This is a genomic window from Lewinella sp., from assembly GCF_050633125.1.
Taxonomy (GTDB): Bacteria; Bacteroidota; Bacteroidia; order Chitinophagales; family Saprospiraceae; genus Lewinella.
On record NZ_JBOEFX010000085.1, the window covers coordinates 20,667 to 43,543 of the forward strand.

The following is a 22,877-nucleotide window of genomic DNA, read 5'->3' on the forward strand; positions in this document are numbered from 1 at the left end:
AATGAAGAATCATAAGAATAACGTCTGGATAGGAACAGAACAACTCAATAACAATCAGGAGTTGGCCCAGTCGGAAAAGTCTGAATTTGCAGAGTTGGCAGCGGAAGGTGGAGTAGAAACCCGCCTGGAATCAAACCGCCGTGACTTTTTGAAATACCTCGGTTTTGGTATTGGTGCTGCGACTATTGCAGCGTGTGACATTCCTGTTCGTAAGGCTATCCCTTACGTTGTTAAGCCGGATAGTATCGTACCGGGTGTCGCTACTTACTACGCTTCTTCTTTCGTTCAGGGTGGAGACTATTGTCCTATTCTGGTGAAAACCCGTGAAGGGCGTCCTATCAAAATTGAAGGAAATGCTTTATCTCCTGTTACTCATGGAGGTACCAGTGCTCGTGCTCAGGCCAGTGTTTTAGGCTTGTACGATACCAGTCGCTTTGATGCTCCCCGTTCCATTGTGGATGGTCAGTTTTCTGATGCGATGAGCTGGGAAGATTTTGACAAAACGATTTCCGGCAGATTAGAGCCAGGTTCTCGGGTCCGCATCGTGGCGAATACTATCCTCAGTCCTACCACCAAGCAAGCGATTGCAGACTTTACTTCTACTTACCCTAATACGGAAGTAGTCATGTATGATCCGGTTTCTTCTTCTGCTTTATTGCAGGCAAATGAAGCTAGCTTTGGTACTCGGGCTATTCCTGAGTACAATTTTGACAAAGCAGATGTCATTGTTGCTATCGATTGTGACTTTCTGGGGAGTTGGGTTTCTCCTATCGAGTTTGCACGTCAGTACGCTGCAGGCCGTAAGGTGAATGCCAAGCACCCTAAGATGTCTCGCCACATTCAGGTAGAAAGCTACATGAGCCTTTCTGGTTCTAATGCAGATAACCGTGTGCCGGTGAAGCCTTCTGAAATTGGCGCTGCGATTGTTGCTTTGTATAACGAAGTTGCAAAAGGCAGTGGAAAAAGTGCTGTAAATGGCCCTAAACTTCCTGCTGACAAGCAGAAGAAAATGGTTGCCATTGCAAAAGAATTGTTGGCTGCCCGTGGTAAGAGTGTTGTTGTTTCAGCCTCTAACAACATGGGAGAGCAGGTGCTTGTAAACGGCATCAACGAGATGTTGAGCAATTACGGCGCTACCATGAACTTCGTTAGCTCGCTAATGACCCGTCAGGGTGATGACAGTGCAGCGATGAAGTTGGTAAAAGACATGCAGAGTGGTGCCGTAGACGCACTGATTGTGCTTGATGATGCTAACCCTGCTTACAACTTCCCTGGCGCTGCTGCCTTCCGTGCCGCTTTAGCAAAAGTGCCACTGAGAATCAGTACCAGCGGAACGCCAAACGAAACTACTGTGTTATGTGATTACGTAGCACCTACCCACCACTACCTTGAAAGCTGGGGTGATGCCGAGCCTAAGAGTGGGGTATATTCTTTGATTCAGCCAACTATCTCGCCGATCTTCGCTTCTGTTGGTCGTGCCGGAACGCGTGCTGGAGAAGAAAGCTTACTCCGTTGGGCCAATAGCTCCGCTTTGGATACCACTGCAGAGCAGCCATATCTGGAGTACTTGAAGAGAAATTGGGAAAACACCGTTTTCCAATCTCAGGCACGTTACCTCACCTTCCAGACTTTCTGGGATGCTGTCTTGCATGACGGGGTAATTGATTTGCCACACGGCGGAGAAGCTCCTGTCGTTTTTGCTGGTGATGTGAATGCTGCTGCTGCTAAAGTGCGTAAGCCTGCCAGTTCAGAGATGGAAGTTACTTTCTACGAGACCGTAAACATGGGTGGTGGCGAATACGCTAACAATCCTTGGTTGCAAGAGATGCCTGACCCAATTACGCGTTGTGTATGGGGCAACTACCTCGCTATTCCTGTTACTTGGGATGGAGGTAACTCTTGGTCAGCAATGAAAGGCCTTAACGAATGGGAATTCAAAGGCAAAGCCGATCAGGTAATGCTAGGTGTTGACGGCACAGAGATGAAAGCAACCTGTGTACGCCAGTTCGGTCAACCAACAGGTACTACCGCACTTGCACTGGGTTACGGACGTACCGTTACAGGTATGGTAGGCCGTGCCTTGGGTAATGAAGTAGGCACCAACGTTTTCGAATGGTTGAAAACTGATAGCGACGGCAACGTGCAATACTATTCTACCAGCGCAACGATTTCTGATGTTGTAGAAGTAGAAGACGAATTCGCTTGTGTGCAGTACCACCACACGATGGGGGTTACCGCTCGTGAAAATGGCGAAGTTGTTAAAGATGAAGCAACCGGCGAGCCACTAAATGTGGATGAAAAGACGGTTATGACTTTAGGTGCAGGTTTCCAGGGAGGCCTCACCAAGCGTTCAATTATCTATCAAGGTAAATTGGACGAACTGTCTGATTTAGAGGAGCATATCGCAGAACGTCGGGCAGAAGCTAAGCACCTGAACGACCAGACGCTTTATCCTTTCGAAGAATATAGTGAAACGCTTTACAGCCAGGGCCACCATTGGGCCATGCACGTTGACCTCAACGCTTGTATTGGTTGTGGCGCTTGTCAGGTAGCTTGTGTTGCTGAAAACAACGTACCCGTTGTAGGAAAGCACGAAGTTCACCGTCACCATGAAATGACGTGGTTACGTATTGACCGTTACTACTACGGTGATTACGAAAACCCTAAGGTTGTTTATCAGCCAATGATGTGTCAGCACTGTGATAACGCTCCTTGTGAGAATGTTTGTCCGGTAGCAGCAACCAACCACAGCGCGGAGGGATTGAACCAAATGACCTACAACCGTTGTATCGGTACTCGTTACTGTGCCAACAACTGTCCGTTTAAGGTTCGTCGTTTCAACTGGTTGGATTACACTACTGCTGACTTGTTCGCAGCCAATGAGCCTACCGTAAGTGGTGAAGATTTACCTTACGGTGCAGATAACCTCACGCGGATGGTCTTGAACCCAGATGTTACCGTTCGTTCACGTGGTGTGATCGAGAAGTGTAGCTTCTGTGTGCAGCGTATTCAGGAAGGTAAATTATCAGCTAAGCGCGAAACTCGCCACCTGGTTGATAATGATGTACGCACGGCTTGCCAAACGGCTTGTCCTACAGGAGCTATCGTTTTCGGTGATCGTAACAATCCGGAAGGAGACGTTGCAGAGCGCATCGAAAACCCACTGAATTACTTGGTACTGGAGGAAATCAACGTTCAGCCAAGTGTATTCTACGCAGCTCGCGTAAACAATAGTAAAGAAGAATTAGAAGCATAAATCTAAATTTTTGAGCCCATGACTGGATTTTCTCGAGTAAAACTTTAAGAAAATCCAGTTACTCAAAAACGAGTCAATAAAAATTGATATGAGCGCAGTTGTATCTCACATTCGGGAGCCTTTAGTAAACGGTGGTAAAACGTATCACCAGATTACTGAGGATCTCTGCTCACCAACCGAGCGAACCCCAACGGCATCGTGGGTAATCGCATTTTTGGTTGCGGTGACAGGGCTGGCCCTTTACGTTTTCTGTGTAGCCTGGACGATCTGGGAAGGTATTGGTTCTTGGGACCTTAACCGTACTATCGGCTGGAGTTGGGATATTACCAACTTCGTTTGGTGGGTAGGTATTGGTCACGCCGGTACACTGATTTCAGCGATCCTTTTACTTTTCCGTCAGCGTTGGCGGACGGGGGTAAACCGGGCTGCGGAAGCCATGACCATCTTTGCTGTAATTTGTGCGGGACAATTTCCGCTGATTCACATGGGACGGATTTGGTTAGGGATTTTTATTTTCCCGTATCCCAATACCAGAGGGCCATTATGGGTGAACTTTAACTCACCACTATTGTGGGACGTTTTTGCGATCTCCACTTATTTCACGGTATCGCTTTTGTTCTGGTATACTGGTTTAGTGCCTGATTTTGCAACCGTACGTGACAGAGCTAAGGGATTGCGCCGCAAGGTATACAACTTCCTTTCATTTGGTTGGACGGGATCTGCTAAGCACTGGCAGCGGTGGGAGAGTCTTTCTCTTGTACTTGCTGGTTTGGCGACACCGCTTGTACTTTCTGTACACACCATCGTATCTTTTGACTTCGCTACTTCGGTAATTCCTGGTTGGCACACGACGATTTTCCCTCCTTACTTTGTTGCAGGGGCAATTTTCTCTGGTTTCGCTATGGTACTTACGTTGATGATCATGACGCGGAAGGTGCTGAAACTGGAGGACTATATTACAATAGGCCACATTGAAAGTATGAACAAGGTTATCCTGCTTACGGGTACCATTGTGGGTGTTGCTTACTTGACAGAGCTTTTCATTGCTTGGTACTCTGGCTACATCTACGAGCAGTTTGCGTTCTATAATCGAGTACTTGGACCTTATTGGTGGTCTTACGTAGGGATGATGTCCTGTAACGTATTATCGCCACAGTTGTTCTGGAGCAAGAAGATGCGTCGCAGCATTTTCGTAACCTTCTTCATGTCGATCTTTATTAATATCGGGATGTGGTTTGAGCGCTTCGTGATTATCGCTACCACCCTGGCCCGTGACTACCTGCCTTCAAGCTGGAGTTACTATGTACCAACATGGGTAGAGATTGGTTTATTCATTGGTTCTTTAGGACTCTTCTTTACGCTTTATCTACTTTTCGTGCGAGTAGCACCGGTAGTTGCCGTAGCGGAAATCAAGAGTATTCTGAAGGTTGCTGGTGATCAATATGCTGGAGAGAATGCTAAGAAAGCAAATGCTCACGCAGATCACCATTAGGACGGGAAAAATTATTAACGAGAATAATTAGCTTATCATGAGCGCGACGCATAAAGAAGTTTTATTTGGCCTGTACGATGATGAGGAAGTACTCATCAAGGCGGTCAAGCAAGCCAAAGAGGATCACTTGGAAATCATGGATGTTTACACTCCATTTCCAGTGCACGGTTTGGATCCTGTGTTAGGGTTGGCAGAAAGCCGTCTTCACATTGCGGGATTCATATACGGTGCTATTGGTACCCTTACGGCATTCTTATTCATGAGTTGGGTATTTACCCGCGATTGGCCGATCATTTTTGGTGGTAAGCCATACTGGTCGGTACCTGCTTTCATTCCGATTACTTTCGAGTTAACCGTACTTTTTGCTTCTATCGGAATGGTAGTAAGTTTTTATACGGTATGTGGAATGGCACCCGGGAAAACGATCCCAACATTGGATGATCGGATTACGGATGATAAGTTTTGCATTGCCTTTGAAACAAACGACGCATCGGAGTCTCATGTAGACAAACTGCGCAGTTTCTTTTCTACTTCTGGAGCTTCGGAAGTGAACACAAAGGTGATATAATCATTAACCACGCTAGCAAGAAATTTCTGATGAATAATATTAAGCTGATCATCATTGCCTTTTCTGTATCCTTGCTGATGTACGCATGTGCACCTGCGGATGGAGAATTCACGGGTTCAGAGTATATGCCTGATATGGGGCATTCTTTGGCCTTGGAGGCAAACACGTCTAACTACTACTATTATAATACCTGGGACAAGGAGAGCACGATCACGCTCAACGCTTTGTTGAAGCGTTCCAATCTTCCTGTTACTGGTACTGTTCCTCGCGGTTACGCTGGGCAATTCCTGAACAGCAATGCTGGTATGGAGGAAGCAAGAGTAACTGATATAACAATTCCTGCAAATGGTTCTGTACCTTACTACTACGTAGATACGGAAGAATCAAGAGCACAGGCTATTGCTGAAATTATTGAAAACCCTTTCCCGATTTCTGCTGATGGTTTGGCACGAGGAAAAGAGCTTTACAATATTTTTTGTGGTATTTGCCACGGTGAAAAAGCAGATGGATTGGGCTATCTTTATGATGGCGACCAAAACAAAAATGCTAAATACCTAGCAGCACCTGCTAATCTGATTAGCGAAGATTTTTCTTCCTCTAGCAATGGCCGTTTTTACCACGCGATTATGTATGGTAAAAATGTGATGGGATCTTACAAAGATAAAATCAGCTACGAAGAACGCTGGCAGGTTATCCACTACATTCGTTCTTTACAGGCGAAAGCAGCAGGAGCAACCTATAATGAAGATGAGAATACTTTTAATGCTGCGTTCGGTACACCTGGAGCATCCGTTACACCTTATACCCCTCATCCGGTGATGATGGAAGAAGGAGTGGAGGGCCACGATATGGAAGCACCCCACACTGAAGGGGAGCATGATACTGATCAGCACTAAGCAAGTCGTCCTAAAGGACGAGACAGACAAGTAAAAAATTCGCAGACGCACAAATAATACGCGATGAACCAATTTACGTTTGAGGCCAAACATAAGACCGTACTAGGAGCATTTATGGCACTAGGTGCTATTTGCTTGGCCTTAACCGCCTTGGGAGACGATAGTTTTCTCACCCGGACCTGGTCTAATTTCCTACACAATTCCGTTTTCTTCTTAGGAATCAGTTTTGTGTCAATTTTTGTATTGACGGCTTTCACCACGGCTTATGCCGGTTGGCACCTGATGATTCAGCGAGTCTGGGAAGCTTTCTCCGTATTCCTGGTACCAGCCCTGATCCTGATGATAATCATGGTGATAGGAGTGGTATTCGACCTCAACCACATCTACCATTGGGCAGATGATGCATCTGTTGCTGGTGATACTATCCTTCAAGGTAAGAGCTCCTTCCTTAATAATACATGGTACAGTTTAGGCACCATATTGATTGTAAGTACTTGGGCATACTTTGCCTACCGCTACCGCACACTTTCAAAGGAAGAAGACGAGGTAGGAACGGAAGAGTACCTTCAGTACAAGAAAATCAAGAAAATCTCTGCTATTTTCCTTCCTATCGCTGGTTTTACCAGTGCGGCAATGATTTGGCAGTGGGTTATGAGTGTTGATGCTCACTGGTACAGTACGCTTTACGCTTGGTACGCAACAGTATCGTTGTTTGTAGCAGCAATGGCGCTTACCATTATGCTATTGATCTGGTTGAAGTCTAAAGGTTACTACGAAAATGTTACCAGCGAGCACTTTCATGACTTAGGTAAATACCTTTTTGCATTCAGTGTTTTTTGGACCTATATGTGGTTCAGTCAGTACATGCTGATCTGGTACGCTAATAACGGTGAAGAAACGACTTACTTCCTGACACGGATGCACGAGTATCCAGTGTTGTACTGGGGTAATTTGATTCTTAACTTTATTCTACCATTCCTCATTCTTATGCGGAATGATACCAAGCGGAAATTTGGTACACTGTTCTTTGTTTCATTTATCGTTTTCTTCGGACACTGGTTCGATTACTTCCAGATGATCAAGCCAGGTGTAGCGCATACCGCTCATGAAATTCATGAAATGCATCATGCTGGAGGTGATGATCACGACGCAGCTACTTTAAGTATGGGAGATGATCACGCAAGTGAAGCCCATGCAACAGAGCACGGTGAAGATGACCATGGTACAGCAGCTGGACACGGCGATGAACACGCTGTTGAAGGCCACGGTGATAGTGGACATGGACACAGCTCTTTCCAGATGGGGATGACCATCCCTGGTTTGTTAGAGATCGGAACCATGTTAGGCTTCCTGGCATTCTTCCTGTTTGTTGTTTTGACCCGCTTGTCCAAAGTGAAGCTGGTTCCAGAGAATCACCCATTTGTTCACGAAAGCGAACACCACCATACGTAGGTTTGTCAAGAACAAATCTAAATAAAGAGTTGTAGAGCGCTTTTCTACTAAGTCTTTGTTTTACCTGCGTAAATTGTGGAACAAATTTTGACTTTTTAAAATAATCATAGCAAATGACTGCTTTATTAGCCATATTGTGTATCATCTTAATTGCGGTAGTAGCAGTGCAGATCGGTAAGGTTACCGAGCTGGCTTCTAAAATCCGTGGCGAAGAAGATAGTCAGGAAAGAAGTAATCGCACCACCAGCCGCTGGTTGTTGATCTTTATGGTTCTCTTCCTGGTATTTTGCATTGTTTCGGCTTATTACTATAAGAATTACATGTTGGGTTATGGCCCACATGAATCGGCTTCGGCCCATGGCAAGAGTTTAGACAAGATGTTCAATATTACCGTAATTGTTACGGGTATTGTATTCTTTATTACTCATATTGCCTTGTTCTGGTTTTCTTATAAGTATCGTCAGCGGAAAGATGGAAAAGCGATTTTCCTTCCTCATAACAATACCTTAGAGGTAGTATGGACTGTAATTCCTGCCGTAGTAATGACCTTTCTGGTTGTAGGTGGCTTGGATGCATGGAACGATGTAATGGCCGATGTAGGCACCGATGAAGATGTCATTGAGATCGAAGCAATGGGGTATCAGTTTGCTTGGCAGCTCCGTTACCCTGGACCTGACGGCAAATTGGGATCGCGTGATTTCCGCCTTACTTCTGGTACTAACCCTGTAGGTCAAGACTGGACGGACGAATCCAACCTGGATGATATTCACCCTGGTGAGATTGTTCTTCCTGTCGGTAAAAAAGTGAGAGTACGTATTTTAGCTCGTGATGTATTGCACGATTTTTACCTGCCTCAGTTTCGGGTAAAGATGGATGCTGTACCAGGGATGCCTACTTACTTTGTTTTTACGCCTGAGAAAACGACGGAACAGTACCGTCAGGAATTGCGTAAATATGCTGAATACCAGGTGCCTGATCCAAATGATCCTGAGAAGCAGCTTTGGGAAAACTTCAACTATGAGTTGGCTTGTGCCGAGCTTTGTGGTACCGGACACTGGAGTATGCGCCGTTTAGTACGGATCGTTTCAGAAGAAGAATACAAAGATTGGTTAGACCAGCAGCAGTCTTACTATATGACGGCTATTCATCAGACAGAGAATGACCCTTGGCCAATTGATGGCAAATTGCCTTCTATTGTGTCACAGAGCCGCAAGCAAGAATTTACGACCCTTTTGGATGGTGCATTAAATGCTTCTACTCCTGAAGATCGTACATTCGTACTCAAGTATGTTACCTTCGAAACTGGTTCCGCTGAATTGACAGAAATGTCTAAGGCTTACGAAATGGCCAATGTTATCGAAGCTATGAAAGAAAATACAGCCTTGGTTATTGGCCTTGGCGGACACACTGATAATACAGGTGATGCTGACGCTAATATGTTGCTTTCTCAGCAACGTGCAGAAGCAGTAAAAGACTACCTAGTGGCAAACGGCATTGATGCAGGTCGTTTAGTAGCTAATGGCTACGGACAAAATGATCCTATTGCGGATAATGGTACAGAAAAAGGCCGTGAACAAAACCGTAGGACAGCATTTACTGTTCTAGCAGGTGGCCAGGCGATCACTACTGTTGCTCCGGCAGCAGAAGAGGCCGCTCCGGCAGGTGAATAATTGCATTAGGACAACTTTTGAAACAGAAAAAAAATTAAATAGCGAATGGCAACCGCAGTAATTCAACCGAATACGGTAGAAGAAAAGCTGATTGACGAGCTGGGTTATGATGATCATTTTCACGAGCATCATGATGGCGATAAGTATCAGTCTAGCTTTATCACTACTTACGTTTTTAGTCAAGATCACAAGATCATCGCTAAGCAGTTCCTGATTACGGGGATGTTTTGGGCTGTGATTGGTGGTTTGATGTCCCTGATATTTCGCCTCCAGCTTGGTTTCCCTGAGGAAAGCCTTGCATGGTTACAGCCTGTATTAGGAAAATGGATTGAGATCAATGGTGAAGGCATGGGGTCATTATCCCAGGAATTTTACTATGCATTGGTGACGATGCACGGTACCATTCTTGTCTTCTTTGTATTGACCGCAGGATTGAGTGGTACCTTTAGTAACTTACTTATTCCGTTAATGGTCGGAGCTCGTGATATGGCTTCCCCATTATTGAATATGATGTCCTACTGGTTTTTCCTTTTGGCTGGTTTGGTCATGTTCTTCTCCTTGTTCCTAAGTACGGGGCCTTTTTCTGGGGGCTGGACTGCCTATCCTCCTTTGAGTATTCTACCTGAAGCCTCAGCGGGCTCAGGTGCGGGTATGACCTTGTGGACATTGAGTTTGGTGCTTTTTGTTGTCTCTGTACTTTTAGGAGGTATCAATTACATTACTACGGTTCTTAACTTGCGTACCAAAGGGATGACCATGTGGCGTATGCCATTGCCGATTTGGGCATTCTTTATTACTGCAATTATCGGTCTGTTGTCTTTCCCTGTATTGGCATCTGCATTCTTTTTGGTAATGTGTGATCGGGAGTTGGGTACAAGCTTTTACCTCAGTGAAATTTTCATTGGCGGTCAGGCACTTGATCACGTAGGTGGTAGTCCTGTACTTTACCAGCACTTGTTCTGGTTCCTTGGCCACCCCGAGGTGTATATCATTATCCTTCCTGCGATGGGTATTGTATCTGAAGTACTTTCAGTGAATGCGCGTAAACCAATCTTTGGTTATAAAGCGATGGTTTACTCGATTCTTGCGATTGCCTTTCTATCGTTTATCGTATGGGCTCACCACATGTTTATGTCTGGTGTTAACCCATTCATTTCGAACTTCTTCGTAATCTTTACACTGATTATTGCGGTACCTTCTGCAGTAAAAGTATTCAACTGGATTGCGACTTTATACGGTGGTAACATTCGATTTAATCCAGCAATGTTATTTGCCATTGGTTTCGTATCAATGTTTATTTCTGGCGGTTTAACAGGTATTTTCCTAGGTAATTCCGCTATTGATATTCAGATGCACGACACTTACTTTGTAGTAGCTCACTTTCACATTGTGATGGGTGTTGCCGCATTCTTCGGGATGTTTGCTGGTGTTTACCACTGGTTCCCTAAAATGTACGGCCGCTTCATGAATGCTACTTTAGGTAAGATTCACTTCTGGGGTACGATGGTTGGAGCTTATGCTATTTTCTGGCCTATGCACTACATTGGTATGGCTGGTGTTCCTCGTCGTTACTATTCTTTTGATATTTTCCAGACGTTCAGCCACTTTGCAGAAATGAACAAGTTCATCACTGTAGCCGCAATTTTGGTGTTTGCATTTCAGGTGTTGTTTATTATCAATTTCTTCTACAGTATTTGGCGTGGTAAGAAAATGACGACACAGAACCCTTATGGTGCAACAACGCTAGAGTGGACGACTCCTATCAAGACAGGACACGGAAACTGGCCTGGAAAAATTCCTGCAGTTCAACGTTGGCCTTATGATTATGGTAAGGACGGTCAGGATTTTATCCCTCAGATTATGCCCCTAAAAGAAGGTGAGCACGATGGTGGTCATTAAGATAAATGAAGTATTCAATTTCTAAGCATAAAGAAACATCTCTGAATCCGGCAGCTGATAGTGTATCTATTGATAAGCCATTCGCTACACTTCGACTTCGGATTCAGGATTTGTTTCTGCTGGTGAAATTCCGGCTATCGGCAACAGTAGTTTTTTCTTCAGTAATCGCTTATTTGATTGCTGCAACAGGTACGATCAGTTTTACTTCCTTAGCGATTTTAGCTGCTGGAGGATTCTTGACCACAGGGGCGGCAAATACGCTGAACCAAGTACTTGAAAAAGACTATGACCGATTGATGAAACGTACTGCTAATCGCCCTTTGGCAGCAGGACGGATGAAGACATCAGAAGCAGTTTTAGCAGCTGGGTTTATGAGCCTTTTTGGCATTAGTCTCTTGGCTGTTTTTAATCCATGGACTGCTTTTTTTGGAACTTTTGCATTAGTAAGTTATGCTTTTGTTTACACACCAATGAAGAGAGTTTCTCCGGGAGCTGTTTTAATTGGCGCTGTACCTGGTGCACTTCCTACCCTTATTGGGTGTGTAGCCGCACAAGGAGAATTAACCTGGTTGGGGCTAACGCTCTTCGCAATTCAGTTTTGTTGGCAATTTCCCCACTTTTGGTCGATTGCTTTCCTGGGTTATGAAGATTATTCCAAAGCCGGTTATCAGCTCGTTCCAGAAGAGGAGGGGCAGATTGATTTGAAAAAATTGGGTCAACAAGCTTTAGGCTACGCTTTAGTACTTATACCACTTGGCATACTTCCCACCTATTTGGGGTATACTGGCTGGTGGTCCGCAGGAATTGTGGCAGTATTAGGAGTATTCTACAGCTATTTCGCCTGGCGTTTTTTACAGAAACCAGAACGAAAAACCGCTTTGCAGCTTATGTTCTTTTCCTTTGGCTATATCCCGCTATCGCTTTTGCTTTTTTGGGGGGATAAAATGATTTAAAGAAATGACAGATTCTATCATGGCAGAGCAAACCGGGAGTAATAGAAACAAAATCCACCCTAAGAAATTTGCACTTTGGGTGGCTTGTGCAAGTATGTCGATGCTTTTTGCAGCACTTACCAGTGCTTATATGGTACGGCAGGCAGCAGGAAACTGGTTAGAGTTTCCGTTGCCAAATATTTTTTTTGTGAATACACTGGTGATTTTGATTAGCAGTGTAACTTTGCATGGTTCTTATCTAGCGTTCAAAAGAGAACGAGAGAGTTTATATAAAGGATTATTACTAATAAGTCTGCTTTTAGGGCTTGCCTTCGTGGTGCTTCAGTACCAAGGATGGGAAGCATTGGCAGCAATGGGAATTCCTTTGAAATTAAACCCTAGTGGTGATTTTGTTTATGCCCTTTCGTGGATCCATTTGGCTCACGTTTTGGGAGGAATCACGGCTTTGGTTATCGCTCTAATCATCGCATTTTCGCGCAAGTTCAAAGTGACACCTGCACGGAAGCTACGATTCGAGTTGACTTTGACTTATTGGCATTTTGTTGGAGGAGTATGGCTGTATCTTGTCGTCTTTATGGCGCTTCAGCGATAACCCACAAATAGCTAATAAGGGTAAATAGACAAAACGAAAAGCACTTTTATCCTAAAGAGATAATCTGCTTTGTCGCTAAGAGCTTGTTGCTCCTGCTGAGTACAAGTTCTATATTAAATGTTAGACAAAACAAACGCTGCACGATGGCAGAACATGACACTACCGTAATGGAACATGATGTCCACCATGAACAAGGAGCTTGGGATGGAGGCACAGAACCGTTTAAGGCGAGTTACGGCAAGCTGATGATGTGGTATTTCCTACTCTCAGATGCTTTTACTTTTTCTGGCTTTCTGATTGCTTACGGCTCATTGCGGTTTAGTAGCCCGACTTGGCCAGTACCAGATTTTGTATTTTCAACAGCACCTTTTGGTCTTCACGGAGCTCCACTGATCTTCGTAACTTTCATGTCCTTCTTATTGATCATTAGCTCCGTTACGATGGTGCGAGCGGTACAGGAAGGTCATCGCGAAAACAAAAGAGGCGTTGTATTCTGGATGCTTCTAACTGTACTTGGTGGTATTGGCTTCTTAGGCTGTCAGGCTTGGGAATGGACACACTTTATTGTAGGTACAGATGATGGTGGCAGCCTTTTGGATGGTTCAATCTTCTATGGAGCCAATTTATCTATGAACCAATACGGACCTCCGAACTTTGCAGCATTGTTCTTCTTTATTACTGGATTTCACGGATTCCACGTATTTAGTGGTGTAGTGATCAACTTCATCATCTTCTACCAAACGGTAGTAGGTAAATTAGAGAAAAGAGGACACTACGAAATGGTAGAAAAAGTAGGNNGGCTGTCAGGCTTGGGAGTGGAATAACCTTATTGCTACCGAGCACATGTCTGTAACGCGTAACCCTTTCGGTACGCACACGGAAGAAGGCGTTTATCTGGGGCCAGATGGTAAAGCAGGTGAAGAAGCTGTTGAACCAGGTCAAACCTATTTGCTGCATAAAGCAGATCTTAATCCTTCCTTAACTGATGCAGAAGTTATAGCTTCTTTTTCCGGTCATGGAGATGATGAAGGACATGCTAGTCATGCCGTGAATGCTTTTGACAAGGACTATGGCTTTATGTACGTTGATGGCGAAGGGTTTATCCATCGCAAGTTCGTCGTAAAGGAAGGCGAGAATCCTGGTGAAATCATGATGGAGGATTATGGCCCTAAAGCTTTTGGAGCTCTCTTTTTTGGTATCACTGGTTTCCACGGTTTTCACGTACTTTCAGGTGTTGCTTTTCTTTTGATCATTTTGATCAATGCAGGAAGTGGCGTTTATGCTGCTCGTAAGAACNNNNACTGGCACTTTGTAGATTTAGTCTGGGTGTTTGTATTCCTTGCATTCTACCTCCTTTAATTCAATTTGATAATTATCAACCAAGGAGAGTGATCTCCTTTAGTTGATTAAGATAATATTCAATTCTATCCGAAATGGCTGGACATAAAACATACGAAGAATCGATTAAGGACGTATACAAAGGCCTCGCTTTATTGGGGGCTGTAACCTTGGTTGAGGTATTTATCTCACTCTTGGGTAAGGGGCACATCGGTATCGACGTAAGCGACTATAAAGTAGTACTGTGGATTATTGCTCTTGCATTGATAGGGCTTTCTCTCTATAAGGCATATTTCATCATCTATGAGTTCATGCATATGGGCTACGAGGTGAAAGGCTTGGCAATGAGTGTACTACTTCCTATCCTTTTACTGGTTTGGGCATTGATTGCTTTCTTCCAGGAAGGTAATAGCTGGAAAGAGCGCCGAGAAGATGTGAAAAAACGTGAACAGGTAGATCCTAATGCGACACCTGCTCAAGAAAGTTTCCTTCTTCCAGAGGATACCTATCTTTTGAGCTAAAGGTTACTTAATTGTAGCTCATCCTTCCGGATATTATACTAGTCATCTCGTAGCTTCGGGATGACTAGTGTAGTTTTTGCACCATCTGAAATGGGATTGTCATATTTCGGTGAGGATGCGATTTGGGGCTGAACCCAAAGCACAAGGAGTTGTTCTATATTTTATAATAATTGAGTTTATGACTAATAAGCAAGAGCGTCCGGGAATTTTAGGAAGGCTTTCTTCTATCCTTGGGCTTACTTTTTTTCTGATCGTTTTACCTTTAGGTAGTTACATCTATCTGAGTAAAGGTTATGAATACCAGAAAGAGGCCATGAAGGATCTTCGCAAAGATCAGCGCTTGACCGATCTGGCAGGACTGCAATTACTGGATGGTCAAATGCCGAAAATGGAAATAGGGGAAAGCTTTTATTTGTTTGGACTCCTGCCAACATCGGCTGATCCTGAGAAATACGCGAGTGTACTCAAAAAGCTACATACTCAATTTGATATTCCTGAGAACCTTGAATTATGGACGCTCTTTGTAGATGGTGACAGTGCACAGATTGCAGCGTTTCAGAAGGATTATGAAATTCCGGTTGATACTGCTCAGTTATTGTATTGGGGAGGTAACCAGGAGAGCTTTGATCGCTTGATTGCAAAAATTGCTTTAGTGCCAGAGGAAAAGGCTCGCTTGAAGGAGGGGTTAATTGTTCTTTTAGATGATTCACTTTATATCCGTCAGGCTTATCCTTATACAGACGAACAAGTATTGCAGCGATTGGTAGAGCGTACAGCTATCTTACTGCCAGAAAGAGACAAACCCAAACCAGAATTACGCCGTGAGGCGGAGATGTAAAGCTAATCAAGATGACTGAAGCACAGCGTACAACAGAGCGAAAGCTCAAGACCTTTACCTGGATTGTCACCTTCCTGGTGCTTGTCCTTGTTGGCTTAATGAGGAGGGTTAAGGTTCCTCTTCCAGAAGGAGTAGACTTTTCGTTTCTTCCTCCTTTCTATTCTTTATTGAATGCCTTGGCAGCTTTAGCTTTATTGGCATCACTCTATTTTGTTAAGACAAAAAAAATCCTTCTTCATCGGAAGTTTAATTTTTTGGCACTGGGACTTTCAGTATTGTTTTTGATTTGTTACGTCTTGTACCATTTCACTACACCTGAAACAATTTTTGGAGATATTGATGGCGATAAAATATTAAGCGCGGTGGAAGCTGCATCCGTCGCTGGTGTGAGGCCTTATTACCTAGCACTTCTATTGAGTCATATTGTGCTGGCAGCAGTTAGCCTCCCTTTTATCCTGCTTACTTTTATTAAGGCTTATACCGAGCAATTCGAGCAGCACAAAAAGTATGCACGTTATGTTTGGCCTATTTGGTTTTATGTGTGCCTGACGGGGCCTATCTGTTATTTATTATTGAAGCCTTATTATTGATGTTAAAGCTCCTTACCATGAAGATGATTAATAAATATTTGCCTTTTTTATTATTATTATTAGTGCTGTTTTGCATGCCCTTACTGGTCGAAGCTCAGTGCCCCATGTGCCGGATGACGGCAGAGAGTAACCTTGCGAATGGTGGGCAGGAAGGAGAAGGCCTTAACAACGGTATTCTCTATATGCTCGCTACCCCTTATTTACTTATAGGAGTGATTGGTTACGTATGGTGGCGTAATCGCAAAAAAGACGATGAAGTTGAATTAGAAACGAAATAGGAAAAGTTATTCCGAATGACTTTTTCTATAGCGCTTTTCATTGTCTTGGAAAGTGGAAACCGCAAGTACTACCCAACCCGCTACAAAAAGCAATCCCCCAACAGGGGTGATAGGTCCTAATAAATTAGTTGGAAGCGCAACGAGGTCTGCAAAAGCAAGTAAGTAAAGCGATCCTGAGAAACAAACAATTCCTCCAAGGAATAACCAGCCGGCAATTGGCATAAGGCTAGTCTTACGGAAATACAGTAGCGTTCCGACAAGTAGGATGGCAAATGCATGGTAAATTTGATATCGCGTCCCGGTTTCGAATATCCCCAGTTTTTCAGCACTGACAATTTCTTTTAAGCCATGTGCGCCAAACGCTCCGAAAATAACTCCCAATGCCATTAGTACGGCACCGATGCGTAGAAAATTCTTGCGCATTATATTGATTTTAATGCGTTAGTAAATTATGATACACGGTTTTGATTGCTATTCGTTCGGAACATATTAATAAGGTGTCCGATCAAATAAGAAAGGGAGGGGGATCTAATCCTATGAGTAGACTACTTTCAAAGTACCTATTAAGGCGATGCAAATGTCTGAAAAAATTGGCGTAAATAATAATCTTATCCATCTTTGATCTCTAATCACTAGTTCCCCTACCTATGCGTAAGAAAATCCTCTTTATTGTTTTATTGCTTGGTGTTCTTGGCACTTCCTATTGGCTCTTGCGTTCACAATATCGCTTGCCTTTTGATCAGGTGAGCGCCTTCCAGGCAGTGAGTACAAATAGCAGTGTGTTGGTAGGGCTTCCAGATATTGCTGATGGAGCAATTGAGTTGAACAATCAGCATTTGTGGTTCTTAGATGCTCAAAGGATTCGAGAAGTTTTGGATTCTCTGAAATTGACTGAGGGGCCTGAATGGAGAGAGTGGTGGTTGCTCCCCGAAGTGGGAAATGGCCCTCATGATGCTGCTTACACCTTTATAGGTTCAGCTTCAAGTGGATTATCTGCTGCTTGGAATCCTTCGAATTATGGACCGACATTAAATTTCGCTGGCGGTGATATTTATACTTTTGGAATCGCATCAGATGATCCAGTATATTTTGCTCGCTTTCACAACATCTTTCTAGCTGGTAGGTATCCTTTTCAAATTGAAAATGCGCTATTGAGTCTTTCTGGGCAAATGGAGGCATGGCCGAATGAGGAAGGTTTTGAGGCATTACAATCAGGTATTGCGGATTGGCCATCAGCAGGAGAGCGAATCCTGTTGAGAACGGGGAAGTTGGAAGATAGAATTCCTGAAAGTTGGCTTAACTCCAAAGCATTACTTGCCTACCGGGAACTGGGGGAATGGCTGGCATTACGGGTAGAGGGAACCGATAGTACAGCTCTTGCAGAAGGCGTTTTGGTGAATACTACCAAGGGGTGGACCGCTTACGATACAGTGACAGACTGGGATAAGGTGCCAGAAATTGTCCAAAGACTATTTCCACTTTCAAATGGAACGGAGCAGGAGGATAAGACACCTTTAGCTACTTGGCTAGGGCCGGGGGGGTGGCAGATGGAATTGGCCAACCCTGGGCAGCAAAATCGAATTGCTCCGCGCCTCTGGGTTTTGCCTATTGGCGATACAACAGCTTTTGCCAACTTTAGGAGTACTTACTTGGGAGGAGGCCAGCTTCTAGAAGAAAGTCGCTACCAATTATTTGAGCTGTGTCAATTAAGGACAGCAGCCGGAGTGGCTAGCCTTAGTGATCGGAAGGCTTGGCAGCCTTGGGTCGTAGAATTACCTGATGCTTTACTGGTGAGTGTTTTTAGAGAAGATATGGAGCGTTATTTAGATTACCACCTGCTTGGAGCTACGTTGAATAAACAAGATCATTTTCTTGAATTAGCAGGGATGCTAAAATCTGGTAAAGGACCGAAAGGCTACTATAACTGGGGCCCACTACGTGACGGTGAAACGAATTGGCTAAAACTATTATTTCCACAATACGACTGGAGCGCTAATGGTAGCTTGTATTACCAAGGTACCACTGAAAAAGAAGGCGTTTGGTTGCTAGAGGGGGCAATAAAAAGTTCTCCTGAAAATACAGAAACTGCGAGTCTACGCTGGAAGACACCATTGCCAACTCAAGAAAATTTGACCTTAGTTCCTGTTCGGGATTTTGGTAATAGCCTGCCAAAGCAGTTTATAGCCCAAGCAGCTAATGGGGATTGTTGGTTGATCAATGAAGAGGGAGATATATTATGGTCGGATCGTACACTACCTGAACTGTATTCACCCGTATGGCGAATTGCTAGTGCTGGTGGCGAAGCACAATACTTTGCAACTTCTATCGGGGGGATTCATGCTTGGTCAGCAGCTGGTGTTGCTAAAAATATCCGGTCGGGTATTGCCGCTCCTTCTGCCGGACTTACGGTAGTTGCTTTTGATCAGGTGGGCGATGAATACCTTGTTTTCCCCACCCAAGAAGGGACGATAGAGATGCTTGACTTAGAATGCCGGGCGGTAGAAGGCTGGCCGGCTAAGTTGTCAGGTCGAACGACTTCTAACCTTCCCATTACTCACTGGCAACTTCCACAAGAAGATTTGTTGATCGCCTGGACGGGGAAAGAGAGTTGGCAGATGTTTGGGAAGTTTGGCGGTTTCCTGTCGAGCCTGCCAGCAGTGCCAGAGGCTCCATTGGGTGCCCCAGGCTTGGAGTTGAATACAGAAGACCCCAACGCTAGTCGAATGATAATCGGAACAGCGAGTGGAAAAATAAATGTATGGGATTTGGAAGGGAATATCTTCCCGTTGCCCCTGGGACGAGGGCCAATAGACAACTTCCTTTTTGCCAATATTTGGGGAGATGGCCGGAGTGATTATATCGTTCAGCGGGGATCATTGGTTCATCTGTTTGGATACGAAGGTGTGGAGTTTAAAGAGCGCTGGCAACAACTTCTGGGCTTTACTCCGCGTGCCTTGCTACCTGCTGAACCGCTGGGCACCATCGCGGTGCAGCAATCACCCGACCAACTTTGGTTGATTGACGGCGAAGGAGAGGTTGCCCCAGGTTTCCCTTTGCCCGGTGAGGGGCAGGCGATCCTTAGCGGAAATACCGAAGGGGCGTATTTTTTGGTGACCACACTTAGAGGAGAGGTGTATGCCTATGACCTGTTGAGTGGGGGAGGAGAATGATATTTTTAGCTGTTTCTCGGCCTAGCGATGTGGAGTAGTGGCTGCTATAGGCAGCCAGACCCAGGGTTTTCCTGGGGCCGAGTGAATAACGAGCTACGTAACGTAGCGCCCGAAGGGAGGCCCAAAAAGTACAATGGAATGATAATCAAAGCTATTTTAACGCTCAAACAACCATGAAAATACTTCTAGTTACCGCGACAACTTTTGAAATAGCGCCACTCCTGGATGCTCTCCGCAGCGAAGGCTGGGAGCGTGAACCCAATCATTTTCAAAAAGAAGCATTAAGTATCGAGGTACTGACCACTGGTGTAGGTTTGCCTCTGGCAGCATTTGCTTTGGGGCATCGCCTAGCTACTCGTCGGTATAACCTTTTGGTGCAAGCGGGAGTGGCAGGTGCTATTGATCGAAATTTGAAATTGGGGAGCGTGGTAGAGGTCGTCTCGGATTGTTTTGCGGACTTGGGGGTAGAGGAAGCCGATGGGGCCTTTACGCCTGTTACCTCAATGGGGTTGATTGATGGTGATGTGTTTCCTTTTAAAGAGGGACGGCTATGGAATAGCCCAAAGGAAGGGGAGGCTTTTCTGCCGCGTGTGCATGGTGCCAGTGTAAATAAGGTGCATGGCACCGAAGAAAGCATCTTGGCCATGAAGGAAAAATTCCCTTTTGCAGAGGTAGAAAGCATGGAGGGAGCAGCTTTTTTTTATGCTAGTTTGCAATACGGTACGCCTGCATTGCAGATTCGCGCCATCAGTAACTATGTAGAAAAAAGGCAGCGTGAGAACTGGGAACTAAAAGAAGCGATTGACAACCTGAATGAAGTACTCCAGGAAATGCTATTGTCTTTCAGAGGATAAAGGAAGCGAACATTCGTTTGGTTTTTTTCGATTTTAGGCAAATTGTTTGTGTCATTCAGATTATTTCTCTAGGTTTGCTTTGTACACAAGACAAAACAGTCATGTTGAGTAGCAATTTCTTTTATTTCTGTGGTTTTTATTTTTATGCTTAAGCATAAAGGAATCACGCTATTGCTCAAAAACAAGACTTAAAGTAATAATGATGGTTCCGCCAAAAGCGGGACCATTTTTAGTTTATAACCATGCCAAATTATACCACCACCATTAGCTATAGCTTTTATAGCTTTTATTTCTTTTACGGTATTCCGTAGATGGAACTTTGGTATAGTATCAGGTATACTGTTAAAAAGTCCCGTCGGAAACTGCGGGACTTTTTTTATTTAAACAACTCAGAAAATGTCAACAACTTCAGACGATCAATCGACACTAGCCCCGGAGGCAATAGTAGGTAAGAAACTACGTGTAGGCATCCAGGGCTACAGTGGGGCCTTTCACGAAATTGCTACTCGTCAGTTTTTTCCGGATCGCGAATTGGAAATTATAGCTGCCCATACTTTTGAAGACTTGATGGAGGATTTGCTTGAAGGGGCGAAGATGGATGTAGGGTTGATGGCCATTGAGAATACCCTGGCCGGTAGTTTGATGAGTAACTATCGCCTTTTGTTGGATAGCGAGGTGAAAATAGTCGGAGAGGTTTTCTTGCGTATCGAACAAAACCTACTGACTTTACCGGGGGTGAAAATCGAGGAGCTGGAAGAAGTTCATTCGCATCCGGTAGCGATTGCGCAGTGTCGTAAATTTTTCAAGCAGTATCCTCATATTCAGTTGGTAGAGACCGTGGATACGGCCCTAAGTGCTCGCGAAGTAAAAGAAAACAATTGGCGTAAGGTAGGTGCTATTGCATCGAATTTAGCAGCTGAATTGTACGATTTGGAAGTACTAGCCGCCGGTATTGAGACCAACAAACAGAATCATACCCGTTTTTTGGTTTTGCGTACAGAAGAGCAGGCTACTACGGCTACCTCTGCCAATAAAGTGTCTCTTAGTTTCACGGTAGACCATACGGCAGGTAGCCTTTATAAAGTGTTGGCTGTGCTTTCTGCTTACAATGTGAACCTGACCAAAATCCAATCGGCACCTATCATTGGGAAGCCTTGGGAATATCTCTTTTTCGTAGACTTTGTGGTTGATGGAGCCATGAGTTGGGAACAAGCCATTGAGGCTATCCGCCCAATCACTCATGAACTTCATGTTCTGGGGGCTTACCCTCAAGGAGTTAAAGATTAGAATAGCCACCAATAATCAACCATCTAACAATCAATTAATTAAAAAATGATCTCATCAACCATCATCGCACCAGCCCAACGATTGGGGCAAGTTGAAGAATACTATTTTTCGCGAAAGCTGCGTGAGATTGCCGAAATGCGTGCAGCTGGGCACGATGTATTGAATTTGGGAATTGGAAGTCCAGACTTACCTCCTCATTCTTCTGTGATTAACCGGTTGCAGGAAGCAGGTGCACAAGCAGGAAACCATGGTTATCAATCGTATCAGGGGATGCCGGAGTTGCGAGGAGCATTTGCGAAATGGTACGAGCGGTATTTTTCTGTGCAACTAGATGCAACTACCGAGGTATTGCCGCTTATTGGTTCCAAAGAGGGGATCATGCACATAAGTATGGCTTTCCTGAACCCTGGTGATGAGGTACTGGTGCCTAATCCCGGATATCCAACTTACCGCTCGGCTACTGAGCTGGCGGGTGGGGTAGTGCGCTCCTATGAATTGTCGGAGGAAGGCGGCTGGTTTCCTGATTTGGATGCACTAGCGGCCGAAGGCCTGGGGCGTGTAAAGATTATGTGGGTCAACTATCCGCACATGCCAACGGGTACACCTGCACAGCCGGGTCATTTTGAAGCCTTGGTAGCGTTTGCGAAAGCGCATGATATACTGTTAGTTAATGACAATCCCTATGCTTTTATACTCAATGAATCGCCGAGTAGCCTAATGGTGGTGCCTGGCGCAAAAGAAGTAGCGCTAGAGCTCAATTCTTTGAGCAAAGCACACAACATGGCGGGGTGGCGAGTAGGGGTACTGGTGGGCGGAGCAGAATATTTGCAGATCGTTCTTCGCTTCAAAAGTAATATGGACTCTGGAATGTTTAAGCCCGTTCAGTTAGCGGCGATAGCAGCGCTGGAATTGCCAGCATCCTGGTATGCTTCTCAGAATGAAGTTTACGGACAACGTAAAGCTAAGGCAATAGCCTTGTTGGAAATGTTGGGCTGTGAAATTTCAGGTGACCAGGTAGGGATGTTCGTATGGGCACGTGCGCCCAAGCATCATGCTGATGCTTACGAACTTACAGATGCCGTTTTGGCTGAAAAGCACATTTTTTTGACACCGGGCGGAATTTTCGGTAGCGCCGGAGAGCAATACGTTCGTATATCGCTGTGTAGCCCGGTGGAGGTGCTAGAGGAAGCTATTGGCCGATTGAAAAACTTTAAAAAATAACA

The 22,877-nt window shown here is 44.7% G+C and carries 19 protein-coding genes; 18 read left to right on the forward strand and 1 reads right to left on the reverse strand.

The features are described from left to right. Position 1 precedes the first annotated feature (1 nt). From ACRBG0_RS18805 to ACRBG0_RS18870, 14 genes are all read left to right on the forward strand, one after another. A complete protein-coding gene (locus tag ACRBG0_RS18805; RefSeq protein ID WP_431488402.1) occupies positions 2 to 3,256 on the forward strand; it encodes a TAT-variant-translocated molybdopterin oxidoreductase in 3,255 nt (1,084 codons plus the stop codon). Between the two features lie 88 nt (positions 3,257 to 3,344). Next, positions 3,345 to 4,748, forward strand: coding sequence for an NrfD/PsrC family molybdoenzyme membrane anchor subunit (gene nrfD / locus ACRBG0_RS18810; RefSeq protein WP_431488403.1), 1,404 nt, complete (start codon positions 3,345 to 3,347; stop codon positions 4,746 to 4,748). Positions 4,749 to 4,785: 37 nt separating this feature from the next. Next, entirely contained in the window at positions 4,786 to 5,316 is a 531-nt protein-coding gene (locus ACRBG0_RS18815) for a DUF3341 domain-containing protein (RefSeq protein WP_431488404.1), read from the forward strand. Between the two features lie 29 nt (positions 5,317 to 5,345). Beyond that, positions 5,346 to 6,212, forward strand: a complete 867-nt coding sequence (locus ACRBG0_RS18820) for a c-type cytochrome (protein WP_431488405.1) — start codon at positions 5,346 to 5,348, stop codon at positions 6,210 to 6,212. A gap of 63 nt (positions 6,213 to 6,275) precedes the next feature. After that, a complete protein-coding gene (locus ACRBG0_RS18825; protein ID WP_431488406.1) occupies positions 6,276 to 7,664 on the forward strand; it encodes a hypothetical protein in 1,389 nt (462 codons plus the stop codon). Between the two features lie 113 nt (positions 7,665 to 7,777). Continuing rightward, on the forward strand, positions 7,778 to 9,334 hold the full coding sequence (locus tag ACRBG0_RS18830; RefSeq protein ID WP_431488407.1) for a preprotein translocase subunit SecG: 1,557 nt from the start codon (positions 7,778 to 7,780) through the stop codon (positions 9,332 to 9,334). A 45-nt stretch (positions 9,335 to 9,379) separates the two neighbouring features. Continuing rightward, on the forward strand, positions 9,380 to 11,233 hold the full coding sequence (locus ACRBG0_RS18835; protein WP_431488408.1) for a cytochrome c oxidase subunit I: 1,854 nt from the start codon (positions 9,380 to 9,382) through the stop codon (positions 11,231 to 11,233). 5 nt (positions 11,234 to 11,238) lie between these two features. After that, complete coding sequence (gene cyoE / locus ACRBG0_RS18840) at positions 11,239 to 12,186, forward strand: heme o synthase (protein WP_431488409.1); 948 nt, start codon at positions 11,239 to 11,241, stop codon at positions 12,184 to 12,186. Positions 12,187 to 12,190: 4 nt separating this feature from the next. Next, positions 12,191 to 12,778 (forward strand): cytochrome c oxidase subunit 3, encoded by a 588-nt coding sequence (locus ACRBG0_RS18845; protein WP_431488410.1) that lies wholly within the window; start codon positions 12,191 to 12,193, stop codon positions 12,776 to 12,778. 143 nt (positions 12,779 to 12,921) lie between these two features. Further along, the coding region (locus ACRBG0_RS18850) for a cytochrome oxidase subunit III (RefSeq protein ID WP_431488411.1) at positions 12,922 to 13,574 on the forward strand (653 nt) is incomplete at its 3' end. Positions 13,575 to 14,211: 637 nt separating this feature from the next. Then, entirely contained in the window at positions 14,212 to 14,637 is a 426-nt protein-coding gene (locus ACRBG0_RS18855) for a cytochrome C oxidase subunit IV family protein (RefSeq protein WP_431488412.1), read from the forward strand. Between the two features lie 178 nt (positions 14,638 to 14,815). After that, complete coding sequence (locus tag ACRBG0_RS18860; protein ID WP_431488413.1) at positions 14,816 to 15,475, forward strand: hypothetical protein; 660 nt, start codon at positions 14,816 to 14,818, stop codon at positions 15,473 to 15,475. Positions 15,476 to 15,486: 11 nt separating this feature from the next. Beyond that, a complete protein-coding gene (locus tag ACRBG0_RS18865) occupies positions 15,487 to 16,065 on the forward strand; it encodes a DUF420 domain-containing protein (protein ID WP_431488414.1) in 579 nt (192 codons plus the stop codon). Positions 16,066 to 16,082: 17 nt separating this feature from the next. Next, positions 16,083 to 16,343 (forward strand): hypothetical protein, encoded by a 261-nt coding sequence (locus ACRBG0_RS18870; RefSeq protein WP_431488415.1) that lies wholly within the window; start codon positions 16,083 to 16,085, stop codon positions 16,341 to 16,343. 6 nt (positions 16,344 to 16,349) lie between these two features. Here the strand turns inward: ACRBG0_RS18870 and ACRBG0_RS18875 are convergent, their stop codons facing one another. Then, the gene (locus ACRBG0_RS18875; RefSeq protein ID WP_431488416.1) at positions 16,350 to 16,766 is read right to left on the reverse strand and encodes a DUF423 domain-containing protein; all 417 of its coding nucleotides are present in this window, start codon (positions 16,764 to 16,766) and stop codon (positions 16,350 to 16,352) included. 224 nt (positions 16,767 to 16,990) lie between these two features. Between ACRBG0_RS18875 and ACRBG0_RS18880 the strand changes: the two genes are divergently transcribed. From ACRBG0_RS18880 to ACRBG0_RS18895, 4 genes are all read left to right on the forward strand, one after another. After that, the gene (locus ACRBG0_RS18880; protein ID WP_431488417.1) at positions 16,991 to 19,513 is read left to right on the forward strand and encodes a hypothetical protein; all 2,523 of its coding nucleotides are present in this window, start codon (positions 16,991 to 16,993) and stop codon (positions 19,511 to 19,513) included. Between the two features lie 173 nt (positions 19,514 to 19,686). Further along, the gene (mqnB, locus tag ACRBG0_RS18885; RefSeq protein ID WP_431488418.1) at positions 19,687 to 20,367 is read left to right on the forward strand and encodes a futalosine hydrolase; all 681 of its coding nucleotides are present in this window, start codon (positions 19,687 to 19,689) and stop codon (positions 20,365 to 20,367) included. A 396-nt stretch (positions 20,368 to 20,763) separates the two neighbouring features. Beyond that, positions 20,764 to 21,654 carry a prephenate dehydratase gene (locus tag ACRBG0_RS18890; RefSeq protein ID WP_431488419.1) on the forward strand — a complete coding sequence of 297 codons (891 nt, stop codon included), beginning with the start codon at positions 20,764 to 20,766 and terminating at the stop codon, positions 21,652 to 21,654. A gap of 45 nt (positions 21,655 to 21,699) precedes the next feature. Beyond that, entirely contained in the window at positions 21,700 to 22,875 is a 1,176-nt protein-coding gene (locus tag ACRBG0_RS18895) for a pyridoxal phosphate-dependent aminotransferase (protein WP_431488420.1), read from the forward strand. Positions 22,876 to 22,877: the final 2 nt, after the last annotated feature.

Bases quoted from the DNA above. Each gene is read 5' to 3' on its own strand.
- ACRBG0_RS18825 (WP_431488406.1), top strand. From the start codon at position 6,276: ATGAACCAATTTACGTTTGAGGCCAAACATAAGACCGTACTAGGAGCA.
- ACRBG0_RS18855 (WP_431488412.1), top strand. From the start codon at position 14,212: ATGGCTGGACATAAAACATACGAAGAATCGATTAAGGACGTATACAAA.
- ACRBG0_RS18870 (WP_431488415.1), top strand. From the start codon at position 16,083: ATGAAGATGATTAATAAATATTTGCCTTTTTTATTATTATTATTAGTG.
- ACRBG0_RS18805 (WP_431488402.1), top strand. From the start codon at position 2: ATGAAGAATCATAAGAATAACGTCTGGATAGGAACAGAACAACTCAAT.
- ACRBG0_RS18890 (WP_431488419.1), top strand. From the start codon at position 20,764: ATGTCAACAACTTCAGACGATCAATCGACACTAGCCCCGGAGGCAATA.
- ACRBG0_RS18815 (WP_431488404.1), top strand. From the start codon at position 4,786: ATGAGCGCGACGCATAAAGAAGTTTTATTTGGCCTGTACGATGATGAG.
- cyoE (WP_431488409.1), top strand. From the start codon at position 11,239: ATGAAGTATTCAATTTCTAAGCATAAAGAAACATCTCTGAATCCGGCA.
- ACRBG0_RS18895 (WP_431488420.1), top strand. From the start codon at position 21,700: ATGATCTCATCAACCATCATCGCACCAGCCCAACGATTGGGGCAAGTT.
- ACRBG0_RS18880 (WP_431488417.1), top strand. From the start codon at position 16,991: ATGCGTAAGAAAATCCTCTTTATTGTTTTATTGCTTGGTGTTCTTGGC.
- ACRBG0_RS18845 (WP_431488410.1), top strand. From the start codon at position 12,191: ATGACAGATTCTATCATGGCAGAGCAAACCGGGAGTAATAGAAACAAA.
- ACRBG0_RS18860 (WP_431488413.1), top strand. From the start codon at position 14,816: ATGACTAATAAGCAAGAGCGTCCGGGAATTTTAGGAAGGCTTTCTTCT.
- ACRBG0_RS18820 (WP_431488405.1), top strand. From the start codon at position 5,346: ATGAATAATATTAAGCTGATCATCATTGCCTTTTCTGTATCCTTGCTG.
- ACRBG0_RS18865 (WP_431488414.1), top strand. From the start codon at position 15,487: ATGACTGAAGCACAGCGTACAACAGAGCGAAAGCTCAAGACCTTTACC.
- ACRBG0_RS18835 (WP_431488408.1), top strand. From the start codon at position 9,380: ATGGCAACCGCAGTAATTCAACCGAATACGGTAGAAGAAAAGCTGATT.
- ACRBG0_RS18875 (WP_431488416.1), bottom strand. From the start codon at position 16,766: ATGCGCAAGAATTTTCTACGCATCGGTGCCGTACTAATGGCATTGGGA.
- nrfD (WP_431488403.1), top strand. From the start codon at position 3,345: ATGAGCGCAGTTGTATCTCACATTCGGGAGCCTTTAGTAAACGGTGGT.
- mqnB (WP_431488418.1), top strand. From the start codon at position 19,687: ATGAAAATACTTCTAGTTACCGCGACAACTTTTGAAATAGCGCCACTC.
- ACRBG0_RS18830 (WP_431488407.1), top strand. From the start codon at position 7,778: ATGACTGCTTTATTAGCCATATTGTGTATCATCTTAATTGCGGTAGTA.